The 15,145-nt window shown below is 56.4% G+C and carries 14 protein-coding genes and 1 tRNA gene; 10 read left to right on the top strand and 5 right to left on the bottom strand.

The genetic code is table 11. The features are described from left to right. Nucleotides 1-510: 510 nt before the first annotated feature. From J3352_RS07645 to J3352_RS07635, 3 genes are all read left to right on the top strand, one after another. Entirely contained in the window at nt 511-729 is a 219-nt protein-coding gene (locus J3352_RS07645) for a hypothetical protein (RefSeq protein ID WP_080545308.1), read from the top strand. 183 nt (nt 730-912) lie between these two features. Continuing rightward, a complete protein-coding gene (locus J3352_RS07640; protein WP_005922204.1) occupies nt 913-1,377 on the top strand; it encodes a hypothetical protein in 465 nt (154 codons plus the stop codon). 83 nt (nt 1,378-1,460) lie between these two features. Next, nucleotides 1,461-3,098, top strand: a complete 1,638-nt coding sequence (locus tag J3352_RS07635; RefSeq protein ID WP_242699911.1) for a recombinase family protein — start codon at nt 1,461-1,463, stop codon at nt 3,096-3,098. 178 nt (nt 3,099-3,276) lie between these two features. Here J3352_RS07635 and J3352_RS07630 read toward each other — a convergent pair whose 3' ends face one another. Continuing rightward, nucleotides 3,277-5,748 carry a glycoside hydrolase family 2 TIM barrel-domain containing protein gene (locus J3352_RS07630; protein WP_156066619.1) on the bottom strand — a complete coding sequence of 824 codons (2,472 nt, stop codon included), beginning with the start codon at nt 5,746-5,748 and terminating at the stop codon, nt 3,277-3,279. Then, a complete protein-coding gene (locus tag J3352_RS07625; RefSeq protein WP_005934545.1) occupies nt 5,745-7,157 on the bottom strand; it encodes an MFS transporter in 1,413 nt (470 codons plus the stop codon). Before J3352_RS07625 ends, J3352_RS07630 begins: the two co-directional genes overlap by 4 nt. Before the next feature lie 236 nt (nt 7,158-7,393). On the opposite strand from J3352_RS07625, the gene J3352_RS07620 reads away from it, so the two are divergent. Next, the gene (locus tag J3352_RS07620) at nt 7,394-8,449 is read left to right on the top strand and encodes an AraC family transcriptional regulator (protein ID WP_035394599.1); all 1,056 of its coding nucleotides are present in this window, start codon (nt 7,394-7,396) and stop codon (nt 8,447-8,449) included. A gap of 19 nt (nt 8,450-8,468) precedes the next feature. Here the strand turns inward: J3352_RS07620 and J3352_RS07615 are convergent, their stop codons facing one another. The 3 genes from J3352_RS07615 to J3352_RS07605 form a co-directional block, all read right to left on the bottom strand. Next, complete coding sequence (locus J3352_RS07615; RefSeq protein WP_035394602.1) at nt 8,469-8,720, bottom strand: DUF6061 family protein; 252 nt, start codon at nt 8,718-8,720, stop codon at nt 8,469-8,471. A gap of 152 nt (nt 8,721-8,872) precedes the next feature. Next, a tRNA-Ile gene (locus J3352_RS07610) sits at nt 8,873-8,948 on the bottom strand. Between the two features lie 251 nt (nt 8,949-9,199). Continuing rightward, entirely contained in the window at nt 9,200-9,619 is a 420-nt protein-coding gene (locus J3352_RS07605; RefSeq protein ID WP_005934560.1) for a hypothetical protein, read from the bottom strand. A 110-nt stretch (nt 9,620-9,729) separates the two neighbouring features. Here J3352_RS07605 and J3352_RS07600 point away from each other — a divergent pair, with 110 nt between their 5' ends. From J3352_RS07600 to J3352_RS07575, 6 genes are all read left to right on the top strand, one after another. Continuing rightward, entirely contained in the window at nt 9,730-10,227 is a 498-nt protein-coding gene (locus J3352_RS07600) for a hypothetical protein (RefSeq protein WP_005934562.1), read from the top strand. After that, complete coding sequence (locus tag J3352_RS07595; RefSeq protein ID WP_156066621.1) at nt 10,224-11,501, top strand: glycoside hydrolase family 10 protein; 1,278 nt, start codon at nt 10,224-10,226, stop codon at nt 11,499-11,501. Before J3352_RS07600 ends, J3352_RS07595 begins: the two co-directional genes overlap by 4 nt. Nucleotides 11,502-11,602: 101 nt before the next feature. Further along, nucleotides 11,603-12,136: a hypothetical protein gene (locus J3352_RS07590; RefSeq protein WP_156066623.1), complete on the top strand. Its 534-nt coding sequence runs from the start codon at nt 11,603-11,605 to the stop codon at nt 12,134-12,136. A 1-nt stretch (nt 12,137) separates the two neighbouring features. Next, nucleotides 12,138-13,067, top strand: a complete 930-nt coding sequence (locus tag J3352_RS07585) for a DMT family transporter (protein ID WP_156066625.1) — start codon at nt 12,138-12,140, stop codon at nt 13,065-13,067. Continuing rightward, complete coding sequence (locus tag J3352_RS07580) at nt 13,043-13,597, top strand: M48 family metallopeptidase (protein WP_097773212.1); 555 nt, start codon at nt 13,043-13,045, stop codon at nt 13,595-13,597. The genes J3352_RS07585 and J3352_RS07580 overlap by 25 nt, the downstream gene beginning before the upstream one ends. A gap of 36 nt (nt 13,598-13,633) precedes the next feature. Then, complete coding sequence (locus tag J3352_RS07575; protein ID WP_156066627.1) at nt 13,634-15,121, top strand: lipopolysaccharide biosynthesis protein; 1,488 nt, start codon at nt 13,634-13,636, stop codon at nt 15,119-15,121. Nucleotides 15,122-15,145: the final 24 nt, after the last annotated feature.

Below are 15,145 nucleotides of genomic sequence, written 5' to 3'. Positions count from 1 at the left end.
GGTTACGGAGTACCCGGCTAGGCCGAGGAAGCATCAAGTCCCATGTCCGCACCGTTAAGGTGTTGGGTATGGGGCTTTTTGCATTTCAGGAACGTATACACCTCTGGAAAGGTGTAACACACTAGACTTTGTACCAAAGTCGTGTGCCAAGGGTGCTGCGCCCCTTTGGAATCCCTGCTTACATCGCCTGTGGGCGATGTAGATTCGCCGCACAGAAAGCTCTCACAAAAGGCACACCCGGCTGTCTGCGGCGAGGAGAAGGCACTTCTGCGGAAGTGTAATAACCCACTATGACACTTTCATCCCTGTGGTCTGCAAAGTGTAGTGGGCTCTCCGAGGGGGAACGGCTGTATAGAGTGCGTTTCGGGCAAATCGCCGCATACGTGTATACGGAAGATGGGTACGCACGTACGCAGTAAATCGGCCAAGTTCTCCCATGTAGAGGGTGTAATTTCGATAAAGAACGTGGTATAATTGACTCAACAAATCGATTTGTGGAGGCGATTATTTATGAAAAAAGAAACCAAGAAATCTATCTTATTCTATGCAGCTTCTGCTCTGTTATATATGGCTTCACTTATTAGCTTCATAAGTGGAAATGATAATTCTATGGCTGTTGTATGGTTGTGTCTTGGTTCATCATTTCTTTGCCTTGGCTCGACGCATCTTTGTTTAGGTTTGTCTCGTAAGAAAAAGGGAAACGACAAAACCGATGCAAGCAATAAATAAATTCCTAGTATATTGCACTCACTCCTAAGCAGGGTTTGGGGCAGGCACGCCCCAACAAGAAGCTGTCCCAAAAGGGCAAGAATTTTCAAGAATTGAAAATTTGTGGCCACGGGACGATTCTTGCTCTCACGAAAACCCATACTTTTTGAAAATCCGCTTTTCGCAGCCAAAGGAGGATGCACCATGAAAAAAGAGATCGAAGCCTTCGTCAACGCAGCCAACGAGCAGGAGTTGGAAGCCGCATGGAATAACCTCTCGGCAGAGGAACAGCGGATTTTCGAGCAGCTCATGGAGGAAGACTCACCCGAAGATGCACTGGCATTTTTCGCCCAGCTGTATGACGATACCCCGAAGGAGCAGGCCAGCGAAACCGTGAGCATCTCCGAAAATGAAATCTATTTCAAGCGGCAGCCCTTGACCGAAGAGCAGAAGAAGCACGGCTCCTATGTAGATGAGAACGGCAATCTCCATGTCAAGAACCTGTCCGCCTTCTGGATTCCAGAACTGACTACCACGGAGAAAGTCGGTCACACCACCTACACCGTGACCGGCAGCTATGAGGGCAAGGAGTCCTTTTTGAAGAAGCTGGAGCGCATTGTTGCCAAGAACGCCCAGCAAAAATTTGAAGATGAGGGTGCAGACGAATGACAACTGCGCCCAATTCTGCTATACTTGACCCGGTAACCAATCCTGTACTGACAGTTGCTCCACAGAATAAGGAGGACACAACAATGTCTGGAGCAACGAATAAAATCACCGCACTTTACTGCCGACTGTCGCAGGAGGACGAGCGACTCGGCGAAAGCCTTTCTATCGAGAACCAGAAGGATATCCTTTTGGACTACGCTAAAAAGAACCACTTCTCGAACCCGGTGTTCTTTGTTGATGATGGCTATTCTGGCACGAACTATGACCGCCCCGGCTTTCAGAGTATGCTGGTCGAGATCGAAGCAGGGCGTGTAGGAATCGTTATCACAAAAGACCTGTCCCGACTGGGGCGCAACTCTGCCTTGACGGGTCTGTACACAAACTTCACCTTTCCCCAGTATGGCGTTCGCTACATTGCCATTAACGACAATTACGACACCATTGACCCGAACAGCGTAAACAACGATTTTGCGGGCATTAAGAACTGGTTCAACGAGTTTTACGCCCGCGATACCAGCCGCAAGATTCGGGCTGTCCAGAAGGCCAAGGGAGAGCGTGGAGTACCGCTGACGGTCAATGTCCCCTACGGCTATGTGAAAGACCCGGAGAACCCGAAGCATTGGCTTGTTGACCCGGAAGCGGCTGCGATTGTGAAGCGCATCTTCTCCGTGTGCATGGAGGGACGTGGGCCGACCCAAATTGCGAACCAACTGTGGGTGGACAAAGTTCTGACTCCCACCGCCTATAAGTTGAGCCATGGCCTGAGTACGAACTCACCCGCCCCGGAAGACCCTTATCGCTGGGATAAAAGAGCAGTAAGTTCGATTCTGGAACGCCTGGAGTACACTGGCTGCACAGTCAACTTTAAGACCTATACTAACTCTATCTGGGATAAAAAGAGACATCTGAATCCCGTGGAAAATCAGGCTATCTTCCCGGATACACATGAGCGCATTATTGACGATGATGTGTTTGAAAAGGTTCAGGAGATTCGCAGCCAGCGTCACCGTATGACCCGAACAGGCAAGAGCAGCATTTTCTCCGGTATGGTCTACTGCGCTGACTGCGGTTCCAAGATGCAATATGGTTCGTCCAATAACAGGGACTTCAGTCAAGACTTCTTCGATTGCTCTCTGCACAAGAAGAACGGGAGCGAGTGCAAGGGACATTTCATCCGGGTAAAGGTTCTGGAAGGACGTGTGCTGAGTCATGTTCAGCGGGTGACGGACTACATCCTCTGTCATGAGGACTACTTCCGCAAGGTCATGGAGGAGCAGCTTCGGGTGGAAAGCACCGAAAAGCTGACTGTCCTGAAGAAGCAGCTTGCCCGGAATGAGAAGCGAATCGCAGACCTCAAACGGCTGTTCATGAAGATTTACGAGGACAATGTTAACGGAAAGCTTAGCGATGACCGCTTCGACATGATGAGTCAGAGCTACGATGCCGAACAGAAGCAGCTGGAAGAGGAAGTTCTCTCCATCCAGCAGAAAATTGAAGTACAGGAACAGCAGATCGAGAATATTGAAAAGTTCGTCCAGAAAGCGCACAAGTACGTTCATATTGAAGAACTCACCCCTTATGCTCTCCGTGAACTGGTGTCGGCCATCTATGTGGATGCCCCGGATAAGTCCAGCGGAAAGCGGGTGCAGCACATCCATATCAAGTACGATGGGCTGGGGTACATCCCTCTGGATGAACTGGAAGCAAAAGAAAAGGCGTGACCGAAGTCACGCCAAATCTTCCCCATTTCGGGAGCTTTTGCAAATACTGTTTTATGGGAACTCTGCTACGGGGAACGCCCTGTTGTACATATCGTTATCGTCTGTGGTCTTTGGCAGGGTGCGTCCTATTCGGGGCGCACCCTGTTTTTGTTTTGAGCCTTCACCGGCTTTTTGAGCTTCAGCCCTCTGCTTCCTGAATCAGGATCGTCAGCTGCTTCTGAACGCTGTCATCTGCTGTGACGGTCAGATGAATTTCGCCCGCAGCTTCTCCTGCACGGATCACCGCCATACAGCAGCCGTCAAAGGTCTCGCTTTCCGGGGTGTCGTAACGCTCCTCGGAGCAGGGGTTTGCGCTGCCTACAGCTTCCAGAATGCCTGCACCCTCCAGCTCCACCTTCAGGGTGTGTTTGGCGTGCAGATCGGCGGTGCCATTTGCGTCCACGAATTGGATCGTCACAAAGGCGGCATCCTCGCCGTTGGCTTGCAGGGTCTTACGGTCTGCTGTAAGGGTCAGCTGTGCATTCTGTGCGGTGCGCAACGTGAACTCGCCGTCACACACACCGCCGGTATAGCCCACAGCCTTCAGCTCGCCGGGAGCGTAGGGCACGCTGTAGGTGGCGGTAAAATCCACCACGGTACGGCGGCCCAGAGAAGCATCGTTCAGGAACAGTTCCACTTCCTCTGAGGCGGAGTACACATCCACCGAAGCCGTCTGTCCCTCAAAACCGGGCCATGTCCAGCTGGCAAGGTTATCCTTGAACATCCAAGGCGTTTTGCTGGAGGTCTGACCGTTGTGTTCCATCCGCAGCACTGCCAGATAAGGTGCCTTCCGCAGACCGTAAACGATCTCCCGCAGATAGCTGATGGGGCGGCGGTTGCCCAGCAGATCCAGATCTCCAATGCAGGCGGTGCGTTCCGGGTAGATGCTGCTGAAGTTGGCACCGCCATCGTAATGGAAGATGCCGCAGCCGGCCTCGCCCAGATAATCGTAGCCAGCCCATGTGAAGTCGCCGATCATGTGAGGATTCTCCTCCACGATGCGCCACAGCCGCACGATATCTGCCGGGTAAGTCTCGGTGCCCAGCACTGCCTTGTGGGGGTGCAGTTCATGCTCCAGCACATGGCGTCCGGTAAGGTAGTTCAGACCAATGACATCGCAGGAATCCTCGCAACCGGACAGCGCCTCGGTCAGCAACGGATGGGTGGCAAAGTAGTCGCCCTTTTCCCCGGACATCAGGCTCATAAAGCTGTTCAGGGCATTGCTGCCGCCGCCATCGCCGCCGGAGGGACCGGGCTGCGCCGGGAATTTTCGCATCACATCCCCCATGATCTCCCGCAGGCGGTAACCGGCTGCCATAAGGCCGTTAAGGGCGTTGGTGGTGTAGCGGGTAGGGTCCAGCTCCCGGAAGGTGTTGCAGAGCCGCCGGTTGGTCTCTGCTCCGCTTTCCGAGCCAGCCTCGGAGATCTCGTTGCCCACACAGTACAAAATAACACTGGGATGGTTGTAATCCTTGGCCACCATCTTTTGAATGGTGGGCTTCCAGTCCTGCTCAAAGTACAGAGCATAGTCGTAGGGGTTTTTCCGCACGTTCCATACGTCGCTCAGCTCGTCCATTACCAGCACACCGTACCGGTCGCAGGCATCCAGCAGCGCCCGCCCTGCCGGGTGATGGGAGGAGCGGATGGCGTTGAAGCCCGCTTCCTTCAGTTGACGGATGCGGCGCTCCTCGGCATCGGGCAGGGTAGCTGCACCAAGAATGCCGTTGTCGTGGTGGATGCAGGCACCCCGTAGCTTGACGGTCTGCCCGTTGATGCGTACCCCATGCGCTGCATCGATGCTCAGGGTACGGATGCCGAAGCCGGTCTCTTCCCGGTCCAGTTCTTCCTCGCCCTCCAGCACCTGCATGATGCTGGTGTAGAGGTTGGGGTTCTCCGGGCTCCACAGAGCCGGGCTGTCCACGCAGTACCGGAAGGAGACGGTTCTGCTTTCGCCGGGTTGGAGCAGGAGGTTTTGCCGGTCGGTGAGCACTGCCGTGCCCTTCCGGCAGATGGTCTGCTGCAGGGTCACCCGTTCTGTAACAGTGCTGGCAGACTGCACCTGTGCCGTCACATCCAGCAGGGCAAAGCCCTCGTCCGCCTCCCGGGTGGTGATACGCACGGTATCCTGCGGCAGATAGACCTTGTTGCCCACCAGCAGCCGCACCGGGCGGTAGATGCCGCTGCCGGTATACCAGCGGCTGTTGGGTTCCAGACTGTTATCTGCAATGACCTTCAGCAGGTTGTCGGCACCATATTTCAGGTAGGGACCAGCCTCCACGGTAAACTCCGCATAGCCGTTCACGTTCCGGGTCAGCAGCCAGCCGTTCAGGTAGACCAGCGCCGTCTGGTACACGCCCTCAAATACGAGGGACACCGGCTTGCCTTGCCACGCCTGCGGTGCGGTGAAATGCTTCTGAAAAATGTACTCGCCGCCGGGGTAGAAGCCGGTCTGTGCACCGTTTTTTGTGTCCGGGGTGCGGGCTTCATGGATCATGGCATCGTAGGGCAGATGCACGGTTTTGGTCTGGGTATTTCCCAGAAAGGAATTCATCCGGGAATTGCCATCGCCCTTTTCTACCGTCCAATCTGCGTTGAAATTCTGTCGAATCATGCCTGTGCCTCTTTCTTGTGTTCAGCATCCCACTTCTTATTGGCCTTTTCCACATCAAGGAAAGCCAGCAGCACTGTAATAATGATGCCAATCACAAAGGGGAAGGTGATGTACAGGTTGAAGATCATCCGAATGGCGCTTTCGCTCTGGACCGTTGCGGTGCCCACAAAGCCGCCCAGCTTCAACAGCCAACCCACAGCCGCAGTACCGATGCCGCCGCCGACCTTCACGCCCAGAGAGGAGCAGCTGTACATCATACCGTCCATGTGGACGCCGGTGGTGCGTGTGGTGTAGCCGCTGGCCTCAGCAATAAGAGCGTTCAAAGAGCCGCTGAGGGTACCTGCAAAGACGCCCTTGATGAACATGAACAGCAGGAACATGGAGAGATTCTTCTGCATGGCAAAGTAGATCATGGGAATGCCCAGCACGCTGCTGATGGCGTAGCCCCAGAAGTTGACCTTCTGCATACTGCCGGTCTTTTTGATGAGGACAGGCGCAAAGGCCAGTGCGATGATAACAGGGAACATCTTCATCATGGAGAACTGACCCAGCAGGCTGCCATCGCCCCAGTAATAGGTGGCGCAGAACACACCGGCACCGGTGGTCAGGTTGCTCATGATATAGTACACGATGTAGATGGCAAGGATCATCAGGTAATACTTGTTGTGGACGAGGATCTTAGCAGTCTCGGCAAAGCCATGCTTTTTCTCCTCGGCAACTGCTTTGCCTTCCTCTGCGGCTTCGCTGGTGTTGCCGCTCAGTTCTTCCTCCGGCAGCTCTTTAACTGCAAGGCAGCTGATGGTGTTGACCACCAGACCAACGATCGCGAAGATCAGAGCCGTGGTACGCCAGCCTGCGGCACCGCTGCCGAACTTCTCCACCATGCCGGTAACGGCAAAGCCCATAAAGATGTTGGTGACGACCGCAAACATAAAACGGAAGGAGCCCAGCTGCACACGCTCATTGTTGTTCTTGGTGATCAGTGCCACCAGAGAGGAATATGCAATGCCGTTGGCAGTATAGAACACTGCGTTCAGTGCCGTGTACACGATGAAGAAGTAGATATACTGCATGGTGGTGCTGCCAGCCGGGATGGCAAACAGCAAAAACAGGCAGAGGGAAACACCTACCTGACCAAACAGCATCCACGGACGTGCCTTGCCCAGCTTGGAGTGGGTGCGGTCGATCAGGGTGCCAAAGATCACATCGCTGATGCCGTCCAGAACCTTGGAAGCCAGCATCAAAGAGCCAATGATGGCGCTGTCCAGACCCAGTGTTCCGGTCAGATAAAGCAGTACAAAGCTGGAAACCAGACCATAGGAGCAGTTAGAGGCCAGATCGCCGGAACCGTAGGCCAGCTTCTGATACCATTTCAGATATTTTTTCTCTGTCGTTGCAGTAGCAGACATGGGGATTCTCCTTTCAAGATGTGCTGTATCATTCACGGCGACAGAATGCGTCTGTCGCTTTACATTTTTTCAAAAGCACTCTATAATAAAGCCATCGGCCGCACAGCTTTTACAGAATGTTTTTGTATTGTGCCTATATTTTAGCAATTCCGTTCACATTCCACAATGACAGCATCGTGTGCCGCATCCATCAGATTGTATCATATTCGCACATTGCGAAAAAAGGAGACTCTTTCATGAAACCGGATTCCACCAGCTATGAGAATATTTTGGAGGTTGAAAACTGGGGCAGTCAGCTCTCTACCTTCTACAAGATCATGTCCCCGGTACAGATCACACTGGAGTCCTGTACCGGTCTGGGAGAAACCGACCAATACAGCATTCAGATGTTCTCACCGAATGGCTGCTGGCTGCATGAAAACTCTATGGATGCTTTATTCCGTGCCCTCAGCTCCCGTCCGCTGCACCGCCACGATTATTTTGAACTGATGCTGGTGTTGGAAGGGGAGGTCATCCAACAGATCGAGGAAAAAGAATACCCCTACCGTGCCGGAACCTGTTGTCTGGTAAACCGCAGCATCCTCCATAACGAACGCTTCATTGGCCCCGCCAAGCTCTGTTTTATTGGTCTGTCTGTGGATTTTGTCCGCAGCCTGACGGAATCTGCATCCCTGCAATTATTTGAAGCCGAGCGCCATCTGCCGGAAAATCCCGTTTTGCAGTTCATGCTGGCAAATCTGGGACAAGACCTCCGAAAGGAATATCAGGACCTTTTCCCCACACCGGAAAACACCGATAGTGTTCAAACCCTGGCAACGCTCATCGCCCGCATGACCCACATCCTGCACGAACCCAGTGCCGCCGCCACCTATTATTTGAAGGGCGCACTTTGCGAACTGTTCGATTTTCTGTCGTCCGGGTTCTATGTCACCCCGGTGCACCTGAGCAGCAGCCCTGAAAGCCTGCTCTTTCTGCGTATCAGCCGTTTGCTGGAAGATACAGATGGTCGGTTGCCTCGCAGCGAACTAGCACGGCTTTTGAATTACAATGGCAGCTACCTCAATTCCATCGTCCAGCGCCGCACCGGTCTGTGTCTTTTCGATTACGGCATGACCTTCTGTTTCCAGAAGGCTGAACGGCTGCTGCGGGAAACAACACTTTCCGTCAGTGAGATCGCCCTACAACTCAAATTTACCAACCGCACCCACTTCTACGAACTGTTCCGGCAAAAGTACGGCATGACCCCGCAACAATGGCGCAAGATACAGAAAAGCGCAGAGCACCCTGAATAAGGTGCTCTGCACTTTTCTCTTAATCTTCTAGCCCATGGCTTCCAGCCACATTCTTCAAATATTTCTCCGGGTCACCGTTCAGAATCAAATCCGCATAGCCAAGCGGGTCATTGTAGATGAGATAATCCAACTCCGACCTCTGCGCCATGGTCACGTCCAATTCATCCTCGACCCCGGTGCAGTCAATGGAAATTTTTCTCCCATCCCGGAGCAGCAGTTCCACGCAGCCAGTGTCCATATTAAACTTGCAGGCTCTTTCATCGTACTTCATAATCATACCCTCCAAATCTTGTTATTGGCTTACGGTCTATGACAAGGTATCGGAGTTTTGCGCCGTCCACAGGAACCTTCGTTGTTGTACCCGAAGAAAACGAAAAATCCGAACCCTTCTCCAATCGGAAATAGGTTCGGATTTTTCTTGTTTGGTGGGCCATGAGGGATTCGAACCCCCACTGGAGCGGTTATGAGCCGCCGGCTTTAACCGTTAAGCTAATGGCCCTTATGACGTTGTTTCAAAGATCTGTAAAGTGGCTTTCGTACCCAGAAAATACCCAAGTCCGATTTTTAAGCCACTAGCAAACCAAAAAACAACGGAAAAACGCTGTTTGGAAAAGGTGGAAACGGTAAGGTCTGGCGGTTATGAGCCGCCAGCTCTGACCAACTGAGCTACTAGCCCCCATTGCCCGGTTTACCGGGCGCACAAGTAAGTATAACAAAAAACGCGCGAAATGAAAAGCGTTTCGGGCAAAATTATTTTGTGCGGTGGGCTTCCAGCTTCTGCTGCATGAACTTGTCCAGCATTTCCTGCGGAAAAAGCGGCTCCTTGTAGCCAAAGGCCTCCCGGATGAAGATCAGGGTGGCGATGGTCTGCCGCCCGGGGTCAAGCCGGAGGGTATACAGGGTGTCCAGCGGCTGCTGGGTAGGCTGGTGCAGGGTCAGATGGAGCAGGAAGCCGCCATCGTTCTCACGGCGGCACTCGTAGGCGAATTCATCGTCCGGGCTGTGCTGGTCCAGCCGGTCGAAGCAGTCGTCCAGCGGCAGGTCGGTGCGGAATTCGGAAAGGCCGCTGGGGCCATACTGGCTGCGGCGGGCGTTTTCCCGCCGGGTGAGCAGAAAAACGATGCAGCCCAGGGCGGCCGCCAGCAGGATGAGTGAGAATACAACGTTCATGGGTTCCTCCGCAGATTTTGAATCATGTTTTCCTTATTGTAACACAACCTGCGGAAAATTGTGTTATAATATTTGAAACAATCCAAATTTTTGCTGGAGGACTTCCCCCTATGAAGCTCAAATTCACCCATAAGACCTGGTATTTCTTCCTGCTGTGCGCGGCAGCGGCATCCATGCTCAACGGCTTTGCCGTGCTGGGCGGCATGGATTTTTCGTTTCTGGAGATGGTCGCGTTCTGCATCACCGGCATCACCATCCTGTTTCTGGCCGCTGAAAAGGGCTCTGACCCCAAGGACAAGCGCAGCTATTTCCTGATTTTTGTCCTGCTCATGCTCAGCTATGTGCTGAACGGCTGGGCAGCCTACTTATTCTCCGCACTGGTCTGGCCCGCTCTGCTGGCACTGGAGTACCAAAAGGGCAGGCCCATCCAGCGCCAGCTGCAGCTGGTGGGTGCCGCTGAGGCGTTCCACCTGCTCTTTGTCCTGCTCACGGTCTACGGCGGCATGGCAGGCCTGAGCTTCTGGGCCAATCTGCTCTGGGTGCTGCTGGCCTGCGCCCGGGGCTGGGCGGCACTGAGCCTGTACAAGATGCAGGAGGAAGACGCATGACCCAGCGGCGGCGGAACCGGCACCGCAAGCGCCGGGTTGGCCGCCGCGCCTTCCTGATCGGACTGGGCGGCTCTGTATCTGCCGCCCTGACGTATTATCTGCTGCGTTCTATCCCGGCAGGAAACAACGCGGAGCCTGCGCCATCGCCACAGGCTGCCCCCAACCCCGCCCTGCCCAGCGGCGAGTGGCGGGCGGTGTGGGTGAGCTATCTCGAATTTGCAGAGATGGACTTTTCCTCAGAAAGCGCGTTCCGGGCCGATGCCGCCGCGCTGATGGACAACTGCCTGTCCCTTGGGCTGAACACCGTCATTGCGCAGGTGCGGCCCTTCGGAGATGCGCTTTACCGGAGCAGCCTCTTCCCGTGGAGCCACCTGTGCACCGGCGTGCAGGGGCAGGACCCGGGCTTTGACCCGCTGGACGTGCTGCTGACCGAGGCCCACGCCCGGGGGCTTTCGCTGGAGGCCTGGGTCAACCCCTACCGGCTCAGGAGCTCGGCTTCCATGCCCCCTGCTATTGCAGAGAGCAGCCTGCTGAACACCCACCCGGAGTGGATCTGCACCGTGAACGAGGGGGCCTACCTGAACCCCGCCATTCCGGAGGCTGCCGACTATGTGGTGCAGGGCGTGGCAGAGCTGGTGCAGAATTACGCCGTGGACGGCATCCACTTTGACGACTACTTCTACCCCACCACCGATCCTTCCATTGATGCGGCGCAGTTTGCAGCCAGCGGAGAAACCGACCTGACCGCATGGCGGCGGGCCAATGTGACCCGGCTGGTCAAGGCTGCCCACGATGCCGTCAAGGCCGCCGACCCGACCCTGCGGTTCGGGGTCAGTCCCCAGGGCAATCCGGACAACGACCGGAACGAGCAGTACACCGATCTCTCCGTCTGGCTGACGGCCTCCGGTGCGGATGCCGTTGTGGATTACCTCTGCCCCCAGATCTACTGGGGCTACGGCTATACCCTCTCCTCCGGCAGCACCCGCTTTGCCTTTGAGAACATCACTGCCGAGTGGCTGGCCCTGCCCCGGGCAGAGAGCACGGCCCTCTATTTCGGGCTGGGAGCCTACCGGGTCGGTGTGGGAGACGGTGGAGCCAACGCCGACAGCGTCAGCCAGTGGTGCACCGGCAGCGCGCTGGCCCGGCAGGTGACCGACCTGCGCAGCGCCGGTGCCGGGGGCTGGGCGCTCTACCGCTATGGTTCCCTGTTCCGCTCCGACGAAAGCGGCCTTGCCGCCGCCGAACGTGCCGCTCTGACGGCATTGGACGGCTAAGACACAGAAAATCCCTTGTAAGCAGGAAAAAAATGCGGTATACTATGGTATCATGCAAAAATATCGCATTTTTCACCTGCTGTTTTTGAGGATAGAAAAACATGAGTAAAACAAAACGAATCCTTGCCTTTGCGCTGGCAGCTGTGCTGGCCGTTGTCGTCCTGACCGGCTGCAAGAGCATTGTCCAAAAGGTGTTCGGATCTTCCAACGAGGTGCAGGAGGACGACACCACCCAGTGGGCCGTGCTCAGCTCTGACCCGCTGATGCTCGATGGCATTGCCGATACCACGGCCAAATACGCCACAGCCCGGGCCAACGGGGCGCTGAACATCGTGTTCAACGGCATCTGGAGCCGCCAGACCGAATACTTCACCGTGCCCAGCGGCCTGCTGAGCATTTACGGCTGCGGCACCACCGACGGCGGTGCCCAGAAGTTCAAGGTCTCCCTCTGGAAAAAGGTGGACGGCGGCGCGCAGTATGTGGACAACACCACCTTCTATTTCACCGCCGACGGCCAGAACTACCACTGCGACATCGACAACCTTGACCCCAACGCAAGCTACCGCGTTACCATTTCCTACGATTCCAGCCGTTACTACCTCTACGGTCTGATGAAAGTGGAGGGCATCGGCTAAGATGAACACACAAACAAAACACTCTCTCATGCTGATGCTCTGCGCCTTTATCTGGGGCACGGCGTTCGTGGCCCAGAGCGCAGGCTCCGGCATGGGGGCTTATTCCTTTTTGGCCGGGCGCAGCTGGCTGGCGGTGCTGGTGCTGCTGCCCACCGTCCGCGCTTTCGATGCCCTCCACCGCAGGCACGGCGCAGCCTATGGCTGGCCCAAAGCCCCTGCCGACCGCAGACATCTGCTGACGGCGGGGCTTTGCTGCGGCACCCTGCTGTTTGCGGCCTCCGCTGCCCAGCAGATCGGCATCACGCTCAACCCTTCCACGGCCAAGGCTGGTTTCCTGACCGCCATGTATGTGGTGCTGGTGCCGGTGTTCGGGCTGTTTCTGGGGCGGCGGGGCAGTGCCCGGCTCTGGCTGAGCATGGTCATCGCCGTGGGCGGGCTCTATCTGCTCTGCATGAAAAACGGCTTTGGCGGCATTGAGGCCAGCGATTGGATCCTGCTTTCCTGCGCCGTGCTGTTCAGCTTTCAAATTATGACGGTGGACCACTTTGCCCCGCAGGTGGACGGTGTCCGCCTGAGCCTGCTGCAGTTCTTTGTGGTGGCTGTGGAGAGCACCGCTGCCGCCCTCCTGTTCGAGAATCCCACCCTGGCCGAGTTCGGGGCCAACTGGCTCCCGCTGGCCTACTGCGGCGTGATGTCCAGCGGCGTGGCCTACACCCTGCAGATCCTGGGCCAGCGGGACGTAAACCCCGCCATTGCAAGCCTTATCATGTGTCTGGAAAGCGTGTTCAGCGCGCTGGGCGGCTGGCTGCTGCTCCACCAGAGTCTTTCCATGCGGGAGGTCTTTGGCTGCACCCTCATCTTTGCAGCGGTGGTCCTGGCACAGCTGCCCGTGGAGGACTGGCTGAAATGCCGCAGCGCAAGCCAGAAGTGACCCGGCGCACCGCCGCAGGCATTCCCTATGAGCTGACCCGCAAAAAGGTCAAGCGGCTCAACCTGCACATCCGGCGGGACGGCACCGTGGCCGTGAGCATCCCGTGGTCCTACACGGTGGGCTTTGCCGATGCCTTTGTGACAGAGCAGGCCCAGTGGATCCGGGAGGCGGTCTCCCGCCAGCTGCGGCGGAACGCCCGGAATGACCAGCCCCTGCCCTCCCAGGCGGAGGCCCTGGCCTGTTTTACCGCCATGAGCGACAAGGTCTACCCGGCCTTTGCCGGGGTGCTGGGCGGGCAGAAGCCCACCATCAGGGTGCGGGACATGACCAGCAGGTGGGGCGTATGCTACATGAAACGGCGGCAGATCACCTTTGCATTGCAGCTCTACAATATGCCGCCCGCCGCGCAGATCTATGTGGTGGTGCACGAGTACTGCCACTTCCTGCAGCCCAACCACAGCCCGGCCTTCTGGGCCGAGGTGGAAAAGCTGCTGCCGGACTGGAAAGAACGGCGGGCTTTATTGAAATAAACCTCGTGATAAAAATCAACAGGAGGGGTTCGACCCTTGGAAAGTGAAAAAAAGACCTCCGGCGGCGACAAATATTCAAAGCTGGCCGGAAACACCATTATCTTTGCCATTTCGAGCTTTTCGTCTAAGCTGCTGACCCTTTTGGTGCAGCCGTTCCTGACCTACGCCATGGCCGAGATCGCCGATCTGGGTCTGGCGAAGATCCTGAGCCAGTATGCAAACCTGCTCATCCCCTTTGTCTCGATGGGCATGTCCAACGCCATCATCCGCTTTGGTCTGGACAAGGGCAACAGCGAAAAGCAGGTGTTCACCAACGGCCTGCTGACCATTCTGGGGGGCTTCGGCATCCTGATCCTCTGCTGGCCTGTGGCGCAGTTCCTGCCCGATATGGCGCAGTACGGCTTCCTCATCTACATCTACGTCCTGATGAGCTGCCTGCGCACCCTCTGCACCCAGTTCGTGCGCAGCCGCCAGTGGAACAAGCTGGTGGCCGTGGACGGCATCCTGTGCACCTTTGCCACCCTGATGTTCTATGTGCTCTACCTTGTGGGCTTCCACTGGGGGGCCAACGGCTACCTGCTGGCCATCATCAGCGGTGACCTGGTCAGCGTGCTCTTCCTCTGCATCACCGGCAGGCTGTGGAACTATGTGGAGCTCAAGGGCCTGAACCGGGATCTCTGGCAGCAGATGCTCCGCTTTTCCCTGCCCATGATCCCAGCCCAGATCAGCTTCTGGGTCATCAACGCATCGGACCTGTTCTTCGTGCGCGAGATGTGCGGCGGGCTGGACGGCCACAGCGGTGACGCTTGGAGCGGCCTGCTTTCCACCGGCTACTTCCTGCCCACCATCCTGACCACGCTGGGCCTGATCTTCTACGATGCCTGGCAGCTCTCCGCCGTGACCGAGGAGGAGGGCCGCGCCCGGTTCTTTACCAAGATCTTCCGCACCTATTCTTCGGTGCTGTTCTACTGTGCGGCGGGCATCATCTGGCTCTGCCGCCCGGTCATGCACGTGATGAAGTCCAACTACTACTACGCCTGGCACTTTGTGCCCTTCCTGACGCTGGCTTCCACCTGCAGCTGCTTCAACCAGTTCCTCAACAGCGCATACGTTGTCAACAAAAAGTCCACCCACAGCCTGTGGACCATGCTGGCCGGTGCCGTGAGCAACTGCATTATGAACTACTTCTTCATCAAGTGGTGGGGGCCCATCGGCGCAACGGTGGCTTCCTTCTTCGGTCTGGGCATCGTGTTCGTGCTGCGCGCGCTGGATGCCCACAACATGATCGGTATGTCCATCCACCCGGGCCGGGTGGCGGTGAACTTCGGCGTGCTGGCGGGCGAGGCCCTGCTCCTGCTGGCCGAGCCTCCGCTCTACGGCCTGTGGACAGGCCTCCTGACCGCCGCCATCATCCTGTTCAACTTTGCAGGTGTCTGGGCCATGGCCCGGATGCTCCTGCCCAAGCTCCTGGGCCGCCGGGGCAGGGTTCTGGTGAGCGCAGTGGACAACTGGATCAAGAAGTAAGCAAAAAAACGACCCTCTCCGGGA

The sequence above is a fragment of the Faecalibacterium sp. Marseille-Q4164 genome (genome assembly GCF_017377545.1).
In the GTDB taxonomy this organism is placed as follows: Bacteria; Bacillota; Clostridia; order Oscillospirales; family Ruminococcaceae; genus Faecalibacterium; species Faecalibacterium duncaniae.
This window is presented reverse-complemented; position numbering and strand designations above follow the sequence as displayed.